This is a genomic window from Thiorhodovibrio winogradskyi (assembly GCF_036208045.1).
Lineage (GTDB): Bacteria > Pseudomonadota > Gammaproteobacteria > Chromatiales > Chromatiaceae > Thiorhodovibrio > Thiorhodovibrio winogradskyi.
Genome location: NZ_CP121472.1, coordinates 312,115 through 327,812 on the forward strand (window position 1 = coordinate 312,115; position 15,698 = coordinate 327,812).

Annotated in this window: 15 protein-coding genes; 9 read left to right on the forward strand and 6 right to left on the reverse strand. The window is 63.3% G+C overall.

Annotation, left to right across the window (positions count from 1 at the left end; genetic code table 11):
* Positions 1-13: 13 nt before the first annotated feature.
* Together Thiowin_RS01605 and Thiowin_RS01610 are read right to left on the reverse strand one after the other, a co-directional pair.
* Complete coding sequence (locus Thiowin_RS01605; protein ID WP_328986010.1) at positions 14-1,432, reverse strand: DEAD/DEAH box helicase; 1,419 nt, start codon at positions 1,430-1,432, stop codon at positions 14-16.
* Positions 1,433-1,498: 66 nt separating this feature from the next.
* Positions 1,499-1,927, reverse strand: a complete 429-nt coding sequence (locus Thiowin_RS01610; RefSeq protein ID WP_328986011.1) for a hypothetical protein — start codon at positions 1,925-1,927, stop codon at positions 1,499-1,501.
* A gap of 220 nt (positions 1,928-2,147) precedes the next feature.
* Here Thiowin_RS01610 and Thiowin_RS01615 point away from each other — a divergent pair, with 220 nt between their 5' ends.
* Positions 2,148-2,690: a hypothetical protein gene (locus Thiowin_RS01615; RefSeq protein ID WP_328986012.1), complete on the forward strand. Its 543-nt coding sequence runs from the start codon at positions 2,148-2,150 to the stop codon at positions 2,688-2,690.
* A gap of 10 nt (positions 2,691-2,700) precedes the next feature.
* On the opposite strand, the gene Thiowin_RS01620 is transcribed toward Thiowin_RS01615, so the two are convergent.
* The 4 genes from Thiowin_RS01620 to Thiowin_RS01635 form a co-directional block, all read right to left on the reverse strand.
* On the reverse strand, positions 2,701-4,032 hold the full coding sequence (locus Thiowin_RS01620; RefSeq protein ID WP_328986013.1) for an FtsW/RodA/SpoVE family cell cycle protein: 1,332 nt from the start codon (positions 4,030-4,032) through the stop codon (positions 2,701-2,703).
* Positions 4,029-5,642 carry a peptidoglycan D,D-transpeptidase FtsI family protein gene (locus Thiowin_RS01625; protein ID WP_328986014.1) on the reverse strand — a complete coding sequence of 538 codons (1,614 nt, stop codon included), beginning with the start codon at positions 5,640-5,642 and terminating at the stop codon, positions 4,029-4,031. The genes Thiowin_RS01620 and Thiowin_RS01625 overlap by 4 nt, the downstream gene beginning before the upstream one ends.
* A gap of 93 nt (positions 5,643-5,735) precedes the next feature.
* The gene (locus Thiowin_RS01630; RefSeq protein WP_328986015.1) at positions 5,736-6,044 is read right to left on the reverse strand and encodes a cell division protein ZapA; all 309 of its coding nucleotides are present in this window, start codon (positions 6,042-6,044) and stop codon (positions 5,736-5,738) included.
* A gap of 29 nt (positions 6,045-6,073) precedes the next feature.
* Positions 6,074-6,283, reverse strand: coding sequence for a TIGR02449 family protein (locus Thiowin_RS01635; protein WP_328986016.1), 210 nt, complete (start codon positions 6,281-6,283; stop codon positions 6,074-6,076).
* Positions 6,284-6,588: 305 nt separating this feature from the next.
* Between Thiowin_RS01635 and Thiowin_RS01640 the strand changes: the two genes are divergently transcribed.
* The 8 genes from Thiowin_RS01640 (at position 6,589) to Thiowin_RS01670 (ending at position 15,662) form a co-directional block, all read left to right on the forward strand.
* Complete coding sequence (locus tag Thiowin_RS01640) at positions 6,589-7,155, forward strand: YecA family protein (RefSeq protein WP_328986017.1); 567 nt, start codon at positions 6,589-6,591, stop codon at positions 7,153-7,155.
* Between the two features lie 90 nt (positions 7,156-7,245).
* Positions 7,246-8,622, forward strand: coding sequence for a Xaa-Pro aminopeptidase (pepP, locus tag Thiowin_RS01645; protein WP_328986018.1), 1,377 nt, complete (start codon positions 7,246-7,248; stop codon positions 8,620-8,622).
* Positions 8,615-9,895 carry a 2-octaprenyl-6-methoxyphenyl hydroxylase gene (ubiH, locus tag Thiowin_RS01650; RefSeq protein ID WP_328986019.1) on the forward strand — a complete coding sequence of 427 codons (1,281 nt, stop codon included), beginning with the start codon at positions 8,615-8,617 and terminating at the stop codon, positions 9,893-9,895. The genes pepP and ubiH overlap by 8 nt, the downstream gene beginning before the upstream one ends.
* Positions 9,892-11,250: a UbiH/UbiF/VisC/COQ6 family ubiquinone biosynthesis hydroxylase gene (locus tag Thiowin_RS01655; RefSeq protein ID WP_328986020.1), complete on the forward strand. Its 1,359-nt coding sequence runs from the start codon at positions 9,892-9,894 to the stop codon at positions 11,248-11,250. Before ubiH ends, Thiowin_RS01655 begins: the two co-directional genes overlap by 4 nt.
* 322 nt (positions 11,251-11,572) lie before the next feature.
* A complete protein-coding gene (locus Thiowin_RS01660; RefSeq protein ID WP_328986021.1) occupies positions 11,573-12,826 on the forward strand; it encodes a 6-phosphofructokinase in 1,254 nt (417 codons plus the stop codon).
* Between the two features lie 145 nt (positions 12,827-12,971).
* On the forward strand, positions 12,972-14,996 hold the full coding sequence (locus tag Thiowin_RS01665) for a sodium-translocating pyrophosphatase (protein WP_328986022.1): 2,025 nt from the start codon (positions 12,972-12,974) through the stop codon (positions 14,994-14,996).
* Between the two features lie 87 nt (positions 14,997-15,083).
* The gene (locus tag Thiowin_RS25135) at positions 15,084-15,416 is read left to right on the forward strand and encodes a DUF6883 domain-containing protein (RefSeq protein WP_408034148.1); all 333 of its coding nucleotides are present in this window, start codon (positions 15,084-15,086) and stop codon (positions 15,414-15,416) included.
* Positions 15,417-15,419: 3 nt separating this feature from the next.
* Positions 15,420-15,662, forward strand: coding sequence for a DUF4926 domain-containing protein (locus tag Thiowin_RS01670; RefSeq protein ID WP_328986023.1), 243 nt, complete (start codon positions 15,420-15,422; stop codon positions 15,660-15,662).
* Positions 15,663-15,698 lie beyond the last annotated feature (36 nt).

Consider the following 15,698-nt stretch of genomic DNA (forward strand, 5'->3'; position numbering starts at 1 on the left):
CTTAAAACTCATTTTAGGAAGAATCGGGCGGGGAAGAATCGGACGGAACCCGCCTGCGACCTATCTGCTTGCGATCTCGCCAACGCCCCTTGGCTTTGGTTGGGGCAGCGGGTTTGCCCCCGCGCGCCCTTGCCTTGCCGCTCTTTGCTCCCGCCGCCTTGCCACGTTTGGGCGGAATGCGAAAACTCCCTTTGAGGCCAGGCAGCACCCGCTCCTCGAGCTCCAATCCCAGATAACGGCGGATTGTATCCATACGATGCCAGTCCGTGGCCGTGACCAGGGTGACGGCCAGTCCCGAGACACCGGCACGACCGGTACGTCCGCTACGGTGCAGATAATCATCGCCGCGTGGAGGCGGATCATAATGTACCACCAAATCCACATTGGGAATATCCAGGCCGCGTGCCGCGACCTCAGTGGCCACCAGCACACGCACCTGACCCGCGCGAAACAAGCCCAGCACCCGCTCGCGCTCGCGCTGCTCAAGCTCTCCATGCAGACCCGCCGCGCGATGACCGGTGGCACGCAACTGCTCAGTGAGTGACAGACTGCGCTCGCGCTGATTAACAAATACCAGCACCAGCCGCGCGGCCGGCTCGGCCGCCAGCAGACCAAGCAATTGCGCCGGCTTGGGCGCCGTCTCATTGCAGCGGATCAGCTGATGGCGAATCAGCGCGGAAGGTGCGCGCGGTGAGTCGATGCGCAATACCCGTGGCTCGCGCAGCGCCGGGCCGATCAGGGCTTGCAGATGGCGATGATGCAAGGTGGCGGAGAACAGCAGCGACTGGCGCTTGGGGTTGCAGAAAGCCAGGATGGCCAGTACGTCCTCGGCAAAACCAAGGTCGAGCATGCGGTCGGCTTCGTCGAGCACCAGGCATTCCAGATCGCCAAGGTCCGCCTCGCCCGCGCGCAAATGATCGAGCATGCGCCCCGGCGTGGCCACGATCAGCTCGGGATTCTTGCGTAGAATGGAAATCTGGCGCGCCCGCGGCGCCCCGCCGATGATGACGCCGATACCAAGGCGGCTGTAGCTGCCGAGGGCAAAAAAATGCGTTTCTATCTGGGTGGCCAACTCGCGCGTCGGCACCAGGATCAGCGCCCGGGTGGCCGCGCGCGGCGCTGGCTGGGCCAGCAAGCGCTGCATCAGCGGCAACAGAAAGGCGGCGGTCTTGCCCGAGCCGGTGGCGGCGGCGACCAGCAAATCCGCGCCCGCGAGCGCGGCGGGAATCACCGCCTGCTGCACCGGCGTCGGTTCGCTAAAGCCCGCCCTGACCAGACCCCGTTGCAGGGGCTCCGCCAGTGGGAAGACGGCAAACCCGGCTGGGGAGCAGGCTGGGGAGCCAGTTTGGGACTCAGCCAGGGGGCTGATCGCAAGACTGGCTTCAGAGTCCGCCCAAGGAGGGTTCTGTACGCTGTTCTGCTCGGATATCATCCCGTTAAGGATACCCGAAAAGTCACAACAGAGTGCTCTGCCACCAGCACGACCGGAACAACGGCTTTAAGGGTTCGCCGATGCATGCACGCCATGATCGGACAACCATTTGACATCCAGTTCCCAATCCACCCGCTCGACATCCGGCTGGCCGAGTATCAGAGTCTGGGCACCTTTTTGGTGCTTGATCAACTCCCGCTGGGCGGCAACCATGGCGGGATCAGCCTGATCCTTGCCGGCCAGTTCGGGGTGAATCACCTGCAAAAAAAGATAGGCCGGAAAACTATGATTGCGTGGCGTAGACAAGATAGCCAGACCATTATCGAACGAGCGTACCCGGAACTGATAGGGATAGTCAGCCAGGGCAGCATCGGACTCAAGCAGATTATTTAGTTCCCAAACGCGCGGTTGCCAGCTAGACTTAATCCAAAAGCCCAACACCAAAACCACAATCACGCCCAGAACGATGCTGTAATTTCGCGTAAAACTGTCCATTTTTCATTAACCTCTTTCGTGGAGCCTCGCGCACACCCTGGTCGGCCTGTGACTCAGCCCTGATCAAGCCTGCGCTGTTTGCATGAGGCACAGCTTGACGGCAACGCGAATAATAGTCGATGAAATTAATCAACCATTGGCCATTTTTCTCACGCCGCCCCGCGCTTTCTCCGCGCAGGCTGCATTAACCAAATCTCGCGCTCGAGGATACATCGGAACCATGACAAAACATGTCTTGATCATGCTGGTGGCGCTTGGCATCGCCGCTTGTCAATCCAACCCCGACAAAGCTGCCGCCAAGTTCGATGACGATTCCGGAGACGGCATCATCTCCGCGGCGGAAAGAAAGGCGACACCCGACGGCCGTGAAATACTGGCGACTGGAAGACGCATGACGCTGATTGAAAAAGAAATCATTCCCGGTAGCTGTTGGGATTACATCGACACCGTCTATGACCGCGCGGGATACCCGAGGAGCCAACGCAAGACGGTTTTCAAGGGCAGCAAAAATCGTGGACCCTATGCCGACATCGGCTTAGTCCAGCCGGGCGACTGGCTGTACTATATCAACCATCAATATGGAGGCGTTGAGCACAGCGCCATTTTCGTTGGCTGGGAGGATCCTGCTCACAAAAAGGCCCTGATGCTAAGCTATGGTGGAGAAAACCGCAGAAAGCCGGCACGTTATAGCGGCTACGATCTGTCGAACATTTATCAGATCATCAGACCCGCGGGCCAGCAAGAACGCTACGCGCGGAATTGAACTTCGGCACTCATCCCTTACGGCGTTTTGTCCGCCCACGACTCTTCGGCTCGCCATCGGAGATCGCCAGCAACAGACCCACGGCCATCAGGGAGGCGAGCAGGCTGCTGCCGCCTTGGCTGATGAATGGTAGGGTGAGCCCGGTGAGCGGAATCAGCTTGGTCACGCCACCGATGTTCAGGAAGGTCTGCACCATGAGCACGGTGGTGAGTCCCAGTGCCAGCAGCCGGGCGAAGAGGCCGCGACAGCGCAGGGCAATGGCGAAGCCCCGCTGAAACAGCAGCAGAAAAAACATCACCACCAGCACCGAGCCGAAAAAGCCAAGCTCCTCGCCAACCACGGCGTAGACGAAGTCCGACGCGGCGATGGGAATATACTCCGGATTGCCGGCGCCAAAGCCCTGCCCCCAGAGCCCGCCCGAGTACATGCCCGACAGGCCCTGCAGCAGTTGCCAACTCGCGCCGGTGGGATCGGCGAAGGGATTTAGCCAGGCGTCGATGCGACGCGCGCCATGGCTAAAAAAACGTAGCAGCACCAGGGTACCGCCGCTCACCGCCGCGAGCCCGAGTAGCAGGTAGCCAATGCGCCCGGTGCCGAGGGTCAGCAACAACGGCAGCACCAGATTCACAATGGCGAACATGCCAAGATCGCGCTGCCACAACAACAGCGCGCACAGCACCAGCCACACGCCCGCCAGCGGCAGCAGCGCGCGCACGGGTGGCAGCACGCCATGGCGCCAGGCGCCGAGTGCCGCGGCACGCGCGGAGATGAAGGCGGCCAAATAGATGACCAGGCTGAGCTTGAGAAACTCGCTCGGAGTCAAAAAGCCGGCGGCGTAGATGGCGCCGCGATAGCGCTGCCCAGTCACCACCAGGGCCGCCAGCAGCCCAAGCGAGATCAGCGCCCACAGCCAGGGCCAGCTGGCCAGATGGCGATAGCGCCCGCGCATGGCACCCAGGGTGACCAGCAGCATGACGCCCATGCCAGCCGGGTAGAGCGCGTACTGGCGGATGGCTCCGGTCAAAGTGTCGGCACCGAAGGCGCCGAGGCGATAGTGCATCAGAATGCCCAGCCCCGAAAGCAGCGCCACCGCCACCACCAGCAGTTGATCGCCGCGAAAACGTACCGCGACCAGGCTCAGGTGCACGACCATCAGGCTCGGCACATAGAGCGCCAGCGGCAGCAGATCGCGTGCCTCAATCAGTCGCTCGACGCTGCGCTGGGCACCGAAAATGAGCAAAAAACCCACACTGACGGCAAAGACGCACAGCCACAGCCAATGACGCTCGGGCGCCCGTGCCGTCCAGCTCTCCCGCCAGCTTGCGGGATTAGCCGCCGTCATGGCAGCAGCCCAAGTTGCTGGGCCTGCAACAGCAGATCGCGCGCCAGGGGCGCGGCGACGGTCGAACCATAGCCGCCCTGTTCCACCAGCACGGCGATGGCCAGGGTCTGCTCGGGCGCGCGCCTGTCCGCCGGCGCGAAGCCGACAAACCAGCTGTGGGGCGCGCCATCGGCGTTCTGCGCCGTGCCAGTCTTACCGGCAATGGCAAGCTCCGCCATGGCGATGCCGCGCGCCGTGCCCTCGGTGACCACCCGACGCATCATCCCTTGTAACTGGCGTGCGTGCGTCGCTGTCATGAGTCGCGCCAGGGCCTCGGGCTGATCGCTTGCGACCAGACGCGGCTTGACCGCCAGGCCATCGTTGGCGATGGCGGCGGTGATCAGCGCCAGATGCGCCGGGCTCATCAGCACCCGCCCCTGGCCGATGGATGCCTGGGCGAGACCATATTGATCGGTTTTGGCAATGCGCGGCGCCTCGCCGGTGACCATGGTCAGGCTGCCATGGGCGCTGCGATGCAGGGGGATGCGCCGGCCGAACAGAAAATCATTCAGGGTCGCGGCAAAGCGCTCATGGCCGAGCTGTACGCCGAGCTTGGCGAAGAACACATTGCAGGACTCCGCCAGTGCGCGCGACAAGGATAGGCTGCCGTGCCCCCGCCAGGTCATGCCGCTGCGTCGCGCCGAATAGTAGTCGTGATCGCGAATCAGCGGATAGCGCGCCGAGGTGGTAAAGCCTTCCGGCGCGCACACCAAGGGTCCGGTCTGGCCCGCCGCCAGTGCCTCGGCCGCCAGCACCAGCTTGAAGGTGGAACCGGGTGGATAGCGCCCCTGCAGGGCGCGGTTCAACAGCCGTGCCTCGGGGTCGCCGCGCTGGAACAGGCCGGCCGAGAGCTGGTTGGGATCGAAGGCCGGCGCGCTGGCCAGCACCCGCAGGGCGCCATCGCCGGGACGCAGCATCACCACCGCGCCAGCGCGCCCATCGAGCGCCGCGAAGGCCTGGCGCTGCAACTCGGCGTCGAGCGTCAACACCAGATCCTGACCGCGCGGCTCGCGCTGGGTCACCACCCGCTGGCCAAGATCGCGCCAGGCGCGCAAATCCGCCGGAGTGCTGCCATTGAGGTGGGCATTGGCCGAACCCTCGAGCCCGGCGGCGCCAAAGGTCGGATCCTGATAGCCAATCACATGAGCAAAGGCCGGACCATCGGGGTAGAGACGCTGGACCCGGCCATCGCGCTCCTCGCTGTAGGCCAGTACCTGCCCGCGATGATCGGCAATACGCCCGCGCGCGATGCGATGCGCCGGGTTGAACTGGCGCCTGTCGTAAGTCTGCATGAAGGCGATGAAGTCCGGGCGGGTCATGCCCATCAACTGCCAGCTTGCCTGGTAGGCCAGCACGCCACCAAAAGTACCCCCCAGCACCAGCAAAACCAATCCGCCGCCGACTAGGGATTTGGGCTTGGGCAGCGCCTTCAGCTTGGCCGCCGCGCGCAGATCGAACAGCCGCTTGAGCAGATACAGCAGATTGATGAAAAACAACCCATGCAGGCCGAGCTGCAGCGTCGGCCAGGCGGGAGAGTCAATCAGGGTGTTGAAGGTGGCGAGGGGATTCAAGGTACGAGGCTCGGGAGACCCAAGCAGGGAATGCCGGGCGGTTGGCGTACCCAGCCCGGCTGGACCAGTCCATTCAACCAATAAAGGAGCGCGTCAGGCGGTGGGCGTGCCGGATTCTCCAGTCACGGCGTGACTGACCCGCTCTTGCAGGCCCTTGAGGCGGCTGGCGACCTGCGTCTGCTGGTCACGTTCATGCATCAGCTCATAAATGAGATTCAACGCGGCCATCACGGCGATGCGGTCGCCGCCGAGCACCCGGCCGCTCTTGCGTACCTGGCGCATGCGCTCGTCGAGTATGCGGGCGGATTCAAGCAGGCCGGGACGTTCCTCGGGCGCGCAGGAAATGCGATATTCCTTCTCCAGAATCTGCACCGTGACCGGGGTGGGATGATCCTCGCTCACAGATGATGCCCTCTCACAATGGTTGCCCTCTACAGTTGATCTTCGAGCGATTTCAAGCGCAGCACCATGGCCTCGATGCGGCTGCGAGCGAGTTCGGTTTTTTCGATCAATTCCGCTCTCTCAGCCACCAGATGCTCTTGACTGGCTCGCAATGATGCGTTTTCTTCACGCAGTCGGTCGCACAAACCAACCAGCTCATCCACCTGCTTCTCGAAAAGATTAAAGTCGAACCCAGACATTGCGCGCGCTTCTTTTTTGCCTGTTAACGCTTTGCAATATAGAAGTCGCAAGCCATTCGGTCAATGTGAAACGCACCCGGATGGGTCGCAAGGTCACAGACTTGCGGCAACTTTGTAGAAAAACGCGCGCCTTGCAAGGGCGGCACGATGCGCAACAGCCGCGGCAACCGCTGGCCATGGCGGGCATGGACCGCACGGACAACGGCCGCCGACAACTGCCACAAGCAGCTAGCATGCTATGATCCCAGCTCGCCTATAGTCCACATCCATTTTTCGCAGCCTAAGCTGCCCAACGCCGCATTGTCATGTCCGCCGAGCACTCCTCTCACGCCAGCACCCTGGCCGATCATCCCTCGCTGGAGCATTTAAGCGACCTCAGCGAGCTGGCCCTAACTCCCAGCGAGGCGCACGGCATCTACTGCGGCCTGCTGTGCAGTGGCGAGCGCGACTGCCTGGCGCGCTGGCTGGATGAAATTCTACCCAAGACCCCTACCTCTGACCACGACACCGCTAACTGTCGCGCCGCCCTGACCGCGGTCGCCGAACAAACCCTGACTAGTATTCAAGGCCCGCGACGCGCATTCACCCCGTTGCTGCCGAGCGCTGACGCGCCCCTTGTCGCGCGTGCCGAGGGAGTCAACGACTGGAGCCGGGGCTTTTTGTACGGACTGGGCCTGAACGGCCGCGACCCCAACAGCTTCAGCGTGATCACGCGCGACGCGCTCGCGGATTTGACTGAAGTCACGCGCATGGACGTCAATGATCTCGGCGACAGCGAGGACAATGAACAAGCCCTGGCCGAGGTGACCGAATTTCTCTGGGTGGCCGCCATGCTGGTGTACGAGGAGCAGGGTCCGACCCAGGCCCATTGAGGCCGATTTCACCCGCGAGGCGCGAGCCTAGCCTATGAATGACGGCACCAATATGAATTCGCGGTTTTCCCACCCGGGATGGCTTCAAGCATGAAGATCAGCCAGAACGAACACCACCAGCGCCGCCACGCCCTGCTTGAGGCCATTGGCCCAGACGGGGCGCTCATCATCCCCGCCGCCCACGAGGTGATGCGCAATCGCGACACCCATTACCCCTTCCGCCAGCACAGCGATTTTCTCTGGCTGACCGGCTTTCCCGAGCCCGATGCCGTGGCAGTGCTGGCGCCCGAGCACAAGCACGGCGACTATGTGCTCTTTGTGCGCCCCAAGGATCCCGAGCGCGAGACCTGGGATGGGCGACGCTTCGGCCCCAAGGGCGCGGTCGAACAGTTTCGCGCCGATAACGCCCATCCACTCGCCAAGATCGACGAGAAGCTGCCCAAGCTGCTCGCCTCGCGCCGGCGGTTGTACTATCCCTTTGGCCAGGATGACGCCTTCGACCCGCGGGTGATGGGCTGGCTGCGCAAACTCCGCGCCCAGGCGCGCAAGGGCATCACCGCGCCCTCTGAGCTGGTCGACAGCGGCGAGCTGCTGCACGAGGCGCGCCTGCGCAAGAGCGAGGCCGAGCTGACCCTGATGCGCGAGGCGGCGCGGATCTCCGCCGCCGGCCATCGCGCGCTCATGCGCCACTGCCGCCCCGGCATGAACGAACAACAGCTCGAAGCGCTCTTCCTGCACCGCTGCGCCGAGCAGGGCGCGCGCGAACAGGCCTATCCGCCCATTGTCGCCGGCGGGGAGCATGCCTGCGTTCTGCACTATGTGGAGAACAACGCGGAACTTAAAGACGGCGACCTGGTGCTGATCGACGCCGGCTGCGAGCAGCAAGGCTATGCCTCGGACATCACCCGGACCTTCCCGGTCAATGGTCGCTTCAGTCCGGCCCAGCGCGAACTCTACGACCTGGTGCTGGAAGCCCAGCGGGCCGCCATCGCCAAGGCGCGCCCCGGCGAGCCATGGGACGCCATGCACAAGGCCGCCTTGCAGGTGCTGACCGAGGGGCTGGTGCGCCTTGGGCTGCTTGACAACAAGGGAAAAAAAGTCGGAAAACTCATCAAAAAAGAGAAGTTCAAGCCCTTCTACATGCACCGCACTGGCCATTGGCTGGGGCTTGACGTGCATGATGTCGGCGCCTACAAACGCGAGGGCAAATGGCGTTTGCTCGAGCCCGGCATGACCCTGACCATTGAGCCCGGACTCTATGTCGCACCCGACGCCGAGGTGCCAGAGGCCTATCGCGGCATTGGCATTCGCATTGAAGACGACATCCTAATCACCGACGCGGGCGCCGAGATCCTGTCGCGCGATGTCCCCAAGGATGCGGACGACATCGAGGCGCTCATGGCTGGGGAGACCAGTGCCAAGAATGGCGCCCAAACCGCCCGCGCACGGAGTACAGAGCATGAGTAACCACTATGATCTCGTCATCGTCGGTGGCGGCCTGGTGGGCGGCAGTCTGGCCTGCGCCCTGCGCGACACCGGGCTGCGCATTGCCATCATCGAGAAGGTGCCCGCCAGCGCCGCCATCCAGCCAAGCTACGACGAGCGGGTCATCGCTCTGTCGCACGGCAGCCGGCGCATTTTCACCGGCATGGGGCTGTGGTCGGCCATCGCACCCGAGGCCGAGCCAATCCGGCGCATTCATATCTCCGATCGCGGCCATGCCGGCTTTGCCCATCTGAGCGCCGAGGAAGAAGGCGTCGATTCCCTGGGCGAGGTGGTCCCGGCGCGCGCCATGGGCGCCGCCATCGAGCAGGCCCTGGCCGAGCATCCGCGCATCGACTGGCTGCGCCCCGGTCGCATCGTCGCCTTGAATCTTAACGCCGAGCAGGCGCGACTGGAGGTGATGCTGCCCGATGGCCATCGCAGCCTGAGCGCCAGTCTGGTGGTCGCGGCGGATGGCGGGGATTCCAGTCTGCGCGAGCGCCTCGGCATCCCGCTGCGCGACCGGGACTACGGCCAGCAGGCGATTATTTCCACGGTGCTGGCGGAACAAGCGCCCGCACGCACGCGCGGCACCGCCTTCGAGCGCTTTACCCGCTCCGGCCCGCTAGCCATGCTGCCCATGACCCAAGGCCGCTACTCGGTGGTCTGGACCGCCTGGGAGCGCGAGGCGCCCGGCATTCTGGCGCTGGACGACCAGGCGTTTGTGGCGCGCTTGCAGCAGCGTTTCGGCCAGCGGCTCGGTCGCCTGACCCAGCCGGCGCGGCGCTTTGCCTATCCACTGCGGCTGCGCCTGGCGCGCCAGATCACCCGCGAGCGCTTCGCGCTGATTGGCAACGCTGCTCACACACTGCACCCGGTGGCTGGCCAGGGCTTTAATCTCGGGTTGCGCGATGTCGCCGAGTTGACCGATCTCTTGGTCGAGGCGCAGAGCACGGCGGCGGATCCTGGCGGCGTGGCGCTGCTCAAGGCCTACCAGCGCCGCCGCCGGGCGGATCATCTGGCCACCGCCGGACTGACCGACGGCCTGGTGCGCCTGTTCGGCCTGCCCTGCCCACACGCGCAACTCGGGCGGAATCTCGGGCTGGTGGGGCTGGACCTGCTGCCGCCGCTGCGCCATCGGCTCGCCCGTCGCTTCATGGGGCTGGAGGGGCGACTGCCGCGTCTGGCGCGCGGCCTGCCGCCGGTGTCGTCCGCTTTCCTGCGCTGGGCCGATTCATCCTCGGAGGAGACGCCATGAGCACCAAGCCAAAATCCCGGCCGCGCACCAGCAAGGCGCGGCCGAAACAGCCAAATTCCGGGCAACCCAGCTCCGGGCAACCCGAGCGCGCGAAGCAAACCGCGAGTCAGCAGCAACCCCAAACCGAGCGCCCCAAAATTCAGGGGCAAGCCCCCGAGCAGGTTGATATCGCCATTGTTGGCGGCGGCATGGTCGGCGCGGCCCTGGCCTGCGCCTGTCGTGATCTGGGACTGCGCATCGCTGTGATTGATGCTCAGCCACCGCGACGCGACTGGTCAGCCGGCGACATCGACCTGCGCGTCTCGGCGCTGAGCCGCGCCAGTCAGAATCTACTATCCCGTCTCGGCGCCTGGCCGCGCATGCTGGAACTCGGCGTCAGCCCCTATCGCGAGATGATCGTCTGGGACGCGCCGGACAGCGGCCCCGGCGGTGGCACGCTGCACTTCGACAGCGCGGACCTGGGCGAGCCGGATCTCGGCCACATCGTCGAGAACCGCGTCATCCGCCTGGCGCTCTGGGAGCAGCTCGAACAGGCCGAGAACATCAGCCTGCTGTGCCCGGCCAAGGTCGAAGCCTTGGAGATGGACAGGGACGGTGCGTGCCTGCTCCTGGATGGCAACCAGAGCGACAATCGCAGGCTCACTGCCCGGCTGCTGATTGGCGCCGACGGGCGGGATTCACGCGTGCGCGCGGCGCTCGGCATCGGCTGTGAGACGGTTCTTTATGACCAGCAGGCCATTGTGGCAACAGTCACACCCGGACACTGGCATCGCGAGACCGCCTGGCAGCGGTTTTTGCCGACCGGTCCGCTGGCCTTCCTGCCGCTGGCCGATGGGCGCTGCTCCATCGTCTGGTCCGCCGAGCAAACGCGCGCGGAAGAACTGCTGGCCATGGACGACGACCGCTTTGCGCGCGAACTCGAGACGGCATTTGATCGCCGCCTGGGTCCGATCCGCGCTGTCGGCCCGCGTGCCTCCTTTGGCCTGCGGCGCTCCCATGCCCTGCGCTATGTCCAAGACCGCGCCGCCCTGATTGGCGATGCTGCCCATGCCATCCATCCGCTCGCCGGCCAGGGAGTGAATCTCGGCTTTCTCGATGTTGCCGCGCTGCATGATGCTCTGGCCCACGCCCATCGCCACGGGCGCGATATCGCCAGCCCCGCTATCCTGCGCCGCCATGAGCGCGCCCGCCGCGGCGAAAACGAGCACATGCTGCTCGCCATGGACGCGATCAAACGCCTGTTCAGCAACGCCAATCCATTATTGGCCGCCGCCCGCGGGCTGGGTCTGACCGCCGTCAACCAACTCCCGGTGCTCAAGCAGCGCCTGATGCGTGAAGCCATGGGACTGAGGTGAAATTTGACCTGTCCAGCTACCGCGGCACGGCACTAGCCTCTTCAGGCGGTAGGCGACAAGGCAAGCCAATTCTTGTTACCGTGGTTTCTTGGCCAAGGGCCAGAAGAGACCCGAACGTCAGTAACCTGTTCCTGGAACTTCTGTCCCTGGCCCCCCCTGGATCCACTTCCCTTGGATCTACCCCAGAAACATCCCCAGGCAATTTTTCGATGCGCGCGGCATGGGCTTTGGTTACCCTATCGCGCTAGGTTCCGGGCCAACGCCAAATGAGACCGCCCGCTTCACGCTAACCCCAGACACCTTACAGTTAGGGAGACCTCCAATGGCCGCGAAGAACGCTTTCTATGCTCAATCCGGTGGCGTGACCGCCGTGATCAATGCCTCCGCCTGCGGGGTGATCGAGACCGCCCGCCAGCACAAGGACAAGATCGCCAATGTTTATGCCGGGCGCAACGGCATCATAGGCGCCCTGACCGAGGATCTGATCGACACCAGTCAGGAAAGCGACGATGACATCGCCGCGCTGCGCCACACCCCATCCGGCGCCTTTGGCTCCTGCCGCTACAAGCTCAAAAGCCTGGAGGCCAACAAACGCGAGTACGAGCGCCTGATCGAGGTCTTCAAGGCGCATGACATCGGCTATTTCTTCTACAACGGCGGCGGCGACTCGGCCGACACCTGCTACAAGGTCAGCCAGCTGTCCGAGACCTTGGGTTACCCGGTGCAGGCCATCCATGTCCCCAAGACGGTGGATAACGACCTGCCGATCACCGACAACTGCCCGGGCTTTGGCTCGGTGGCCAAATACATCGCCACCTCGGCGCTAGAGGCCTCCTTCGATGTGCGCTCCATGGCCAAGACCTCGACCAAGCTCTTTGTGCTCGAAGTCATGGGGCGCCATGCCGGCTGGATCGCCGCCGCCGGCGGCCTGATCGAAGACCACGGCATCCCGGTGCTGGTGCTCTTCCCGGAAATCGAGTTCGATCAGGAACAATTCATGGCCAAGGCCAAGGGCATGGTCGAGCAGCACGGCTACTGCACCGTGGTGGTTTCCGAGGGCTGCCACTGGCCCGATGGGCGCTTCCTGGCCGAGCAGGGTACCAAGGACGCCTTTGGTCATGCCCAACTCGGTGGCGCCGCGCCGGTGGTGGCGAACATGGTCAAGGAAGCACTGGGCTACAAGTTCCACTGGGCGGTGGCCGATTATCTGCAACGGGCCGCGCGCCACCTGGCCTCCAAGACCGATGTCGAGCAGGCTTACGCCACCGGCAAGGCGGGCGTGGAGTTCGCCCTGGCTGGACACAATGCCATCATGCCGACCATCAAGCGAGTCAGTAGTGATCCCTACCGCTGGGAAGTGGGCGAGGCGCCGCTGTCCGAAGTGGCCAATGTGGAAAAATTCATGCCACGCGACTTCATCACCGAAGACGGCTTTGGCATCACGGCGGCCTGCAAGGAGTATTTGCTGCCCTTGATTCAGGGCGAGGACTATCCGCCCTTCAGCAACGGCCTACCGCGTTTTGTGACACTGAAAAACGCGCCGGTCGAGAAGAAACTCGCGGCTTTCGAACTCTGAGCGAAAGCTGCCGAGGACATGCGTCGGGCCTGATCGGCCCGGCCGCGGACTTCCCTTGCCGTCATCGCGCAAATCCCATCCCTGCTGTGTCGCGCCCTGACGGCTCTTCAAGCCCACCAACCCGTATTAGGAGCGAACTCAAACCATGGGAACTTTTTTTGCGATTCTGTGCGCCTTCGCGGCGCTCGGTTACGGCATCTGGTCCGTGCAATGGATCCTCAAGCTATCGCCCGGCAACGAGCGCATGCAAGAGATTGCCGCCGCCATCCAGGAAGGCGCCAGTGCCTACCTTAATCGTCAGTACATGACCATCGGCATGGTTGGCGGCGCACTGGCCGTCCTGTTGCTGATTTTTCTCGATTTCTACACCGCCATGGGTTTTGTAATCGGCGCCCTCTTCTCGGGCGCGGCCGGTTACATTGGCATGAACATCTCGGTGCGCGCCAATGTGCGCACCGCCCAGGCCGCCAATGACGGACTGGATGCCGCGCTGCAGGTTGCCTTCCGCGGCGGGGCCATTACCGGCCTGCTGGTGGTGGGCCTGGGCCTGCTGGGCGTGGCCGGCTACTATGGCTTCATGGCCATGAGCGGCGTCGAGCAGAAAGAAGCCCTGCATGCCCTGGTCGGCTTGGGCTTTGGTGGCTCGCTGATTTCCATCTTCGCGCGACTCGGCGGCGGCATTTTCACCAAGGGCGCCGATGTGGGCGCCGATCTGGTTGGCAAGGTCGAGGCTGGCATTCCCGAGGATGATCCGCGCAACCCGGCGGTCATCGCCGATAATGTCGGCGACAACGTCGGCGACTGCGCCGGCATGGCCGCTGACCTGTTCGAGACCTACGCGGTCACAGTCGTGGCCACCATGCTGCTCGGCTCGCTAGTGATGACCGCCGGCTCCGCCGTGACTTATCCGCTGGTCCTTGGCGGTATTTCCATTATCGCATCCGTCATCGGCACCTTCTACGTCAAGGCCGAGGAAGGCGACACCAAGATCATGAGCGCCCTGTACAAGGGGTTGATCATCGCCGGCGGCATCGCCGCGGCCGCCTTCCTGCCCATCACCCTGATCATGAACCCGGGTGGCGGCTTCGGCGCCAGCTTCGCGCTCTATCTCGCGGCCCTGATCGGCCTGGCATTGACCGGCCTGCTGGTGGTCATCACCGAATACTATACCGGCACCGAGTTCAATCCGGTCAAGCTGGTGGCCAAGGCGTCCGAAACCGGACACGCGACCAACATCATCGCCGGCCTGGGTGTCTCGATGAAATCCACGGCCGCGCCCGTGCTGGCCGTCTGCGTGGCCATTCTGCTGTCCTACTGGCTCGGCGGGCTGTACGGTATCGCCATCGCCGCCACCGCCATGCTCAGCATGACTGGCATCATCGTCGCGCTCGACGCCTTTGGCCCCATCACCGACAACGCCGGCGGCATCGCCGAAATGGCCGAGCTGGATGAAAAAATCCGTGGCATCACCGACCCGCTCGACGCCGTCGGCAACACCACCAAGGCCGTCACCAAGGGTTACGCCATCGGCTCCGCCGGCCTGGCCGCGCTGGTGCTCTTTGCTGACTACACCCATGCCCTGGGCGATGCGACCGCCGACTTTAGCCTCAACAACCACATGGTGATCATTGGTCTGTTCATTGGCGGCATGGTGCCCTACCTGTTCGGCGCCATGGCCATGGAGGCCGTCGGTCGTGCCGCCAGCGGCATCGTGACCGAAGTGCGCCGCCAGTTCAAAGAGATGCCCGGCATCATGAAGGGCGAGCAAAAGCCGGACTACACCAAGGCGGTCGACATGCTGACCAAGGACGCCATCAAAGAGATGATCGTCCCCTCCCTGCTGCCGGTCTTGGTGCCGGTGCTAGTGGGCGTGATTCTGGGTAAAGAAGCGCTGGGTGGCATGCTGATCGGCACCATCGTCACCGGCCTGTTCGTCGCCATCTCCATGACCGTCGGTGGTGGCGCCTGGGACAATGCCAAAAAGTACATCGAAGACGGACAGCTGAAGGACGCCAATGGCAACGTCCAGGGCAAAGGCTCCGAAGCCCACAAGGCCGCCGTCACTGGCGATACAGTCGGCGACCCCTACAAGGACACCGCCGGCCCAGCCGTGAACCCGCTGATCAAGATCATCAACATTGTGGCGCTCTTGATTGTGCCGCTGTTGTGATCGAGCCGCTTTAGGCGACACAGACCGGAGCCATGCGCATTGATTGTGCATTGCTCCGGTTTGACGCTCCGGTTGTCCAATTGCAGAATGAAGCTACCGAATGGACATCGCGCGGACTTAGGCACCAAGCTTGAGGACTATGTACTCAACACAAAACATCTCGAAGGGCGTCACAAGGCGCGAGTTTTCGACTCGGCACTCGGGATCACCCTGACCAATGTTGAGCGCCTTCGGGGTTCGCTATTGACGGCCGCCGCTTGCTCTGACGCAGCAGTTCACAGAGGACACAACGGCTTCGGAGATATTTACAGCCTGCGCTTGCAGATGCACAAGGGTCACGCATACATTTCGGTGCAATCGGCTTGGATCATTCTGAATGGCGAGGATTTTCCTCGTTTAGTCAGTTGCTATGTGGGTTAAATCATGCAATCAGAATTTCATCTTCATGATCCAGTTGCCTTGCTTGCCGATATACCAGCGCGCGATTTCGAGACAAGTCGCCCGTTACGTCTCAAACGCGGCCAGATTGGAACTATTGTTATGATTTATAACAGCGAGACCTATGAGGTCGAATTTACCGATATCCAGGGGCAAACATGCGCCTTATTGCCAATCCCCGCTGCAAAGCTGATGCGTCTGCATCACATGGTTGAGGCAGCAGCCTAGAGCCACTGATAACGTGGTTACGATGTACCCAGGTGA

Bases quoted from the DNA above. Each gene is read 5' to 3' on its own strand.
- Thiowin_RS01605 (WP_328986010.1), bottom strand. From the start codon at position 1,432: ATGATATCCGAGCAGAACAGCGTACAGAACCCTCCTTGGGCGGACTCT.
- Thiowin_RS01610 (WP_328986011.1), bottom strand. From the start codon at position 1,927: ATGGACAGTTTTACGCGAAATTACAGCATCGTTCTGGGCGTGATTGTG.
- Thiowin_RS01615 (WP_328986012.1), top strand. From the start codon at position 2,148: ATGACAAAACATGTCTTGATCATGCTGGTGGCGCTTGGCATCGCCGCT.
- Thiowin_RS01620 (WP_328986013.1), bottom strand. From the start codon at position 4,032: ATGACGGCGGCTAATCCCGCAAGCTGGCGGGAGAGCTGGACGGCACGG.
- Thiowin_RS01635 (WP_328986016.1), bottom strand. From the start codon at position 6,283: ATGTCTGGGTTCGACTTTAATCTTTTCGAGAAGCAGGTGGATGAGCTG.
- Thiowin_RS01640 (WP_328986017.1), top strand. From the start codon at position 6,589: ATGTCCGCCGAGCACTCCTCTCACGCCAGCACCCTGGCCGATCATCCC.
- pepP (WP_328986018.1), top strand. From the start codon at position 7,246: ATGAAGATCAGCCAGAACGAACACCACCAGCGCCGCCACGCCCTGCTT.
- ubiH (WP_328986019.1), top strand. From the start codon at position 8,615: ATGAGTAACCACTATGATCTCGTCATCGTCGGTGGCGGCCTGGTGGGC.
- Thiowin_RS01655 (WP_328986020.1), top strand. From the start codon at position 9,892: ATGAGCACCAAGCCAAAATCCCGGCCGCGCACCAGCAAGGCGCGGCCG.
- Thiowin_RS01660 (WP_328986021.1), top strand. From the start codon at position 11,573: ATGGCCGCGAAGAACGCTTTCTATGCTCAATCCGGTGGCGTGACCGCC.
- Thiowin_RS01665 (WP_328986022.1), top strand. From the start codon at position 12,972: ATGGGAACTTTTTTTGCGATTCTGTGCGCCTTCGCGGCGCTCGGTTAC.
- Thiowin_RS25135 (WP_408034148.1), top strand. From the start codon at position 15,084: ATGAAGCTACCGAATGGACATCGCGCGGACTTAGGCACCAAGCTTGAG.
- Thiowin_RS01670 (WP_328986023.1), top strand. From the start codon at position 15,420: ATGCAATCAGAATTTCATCTTCATGATCCAGTTGCCTTGCTTGCCGAT.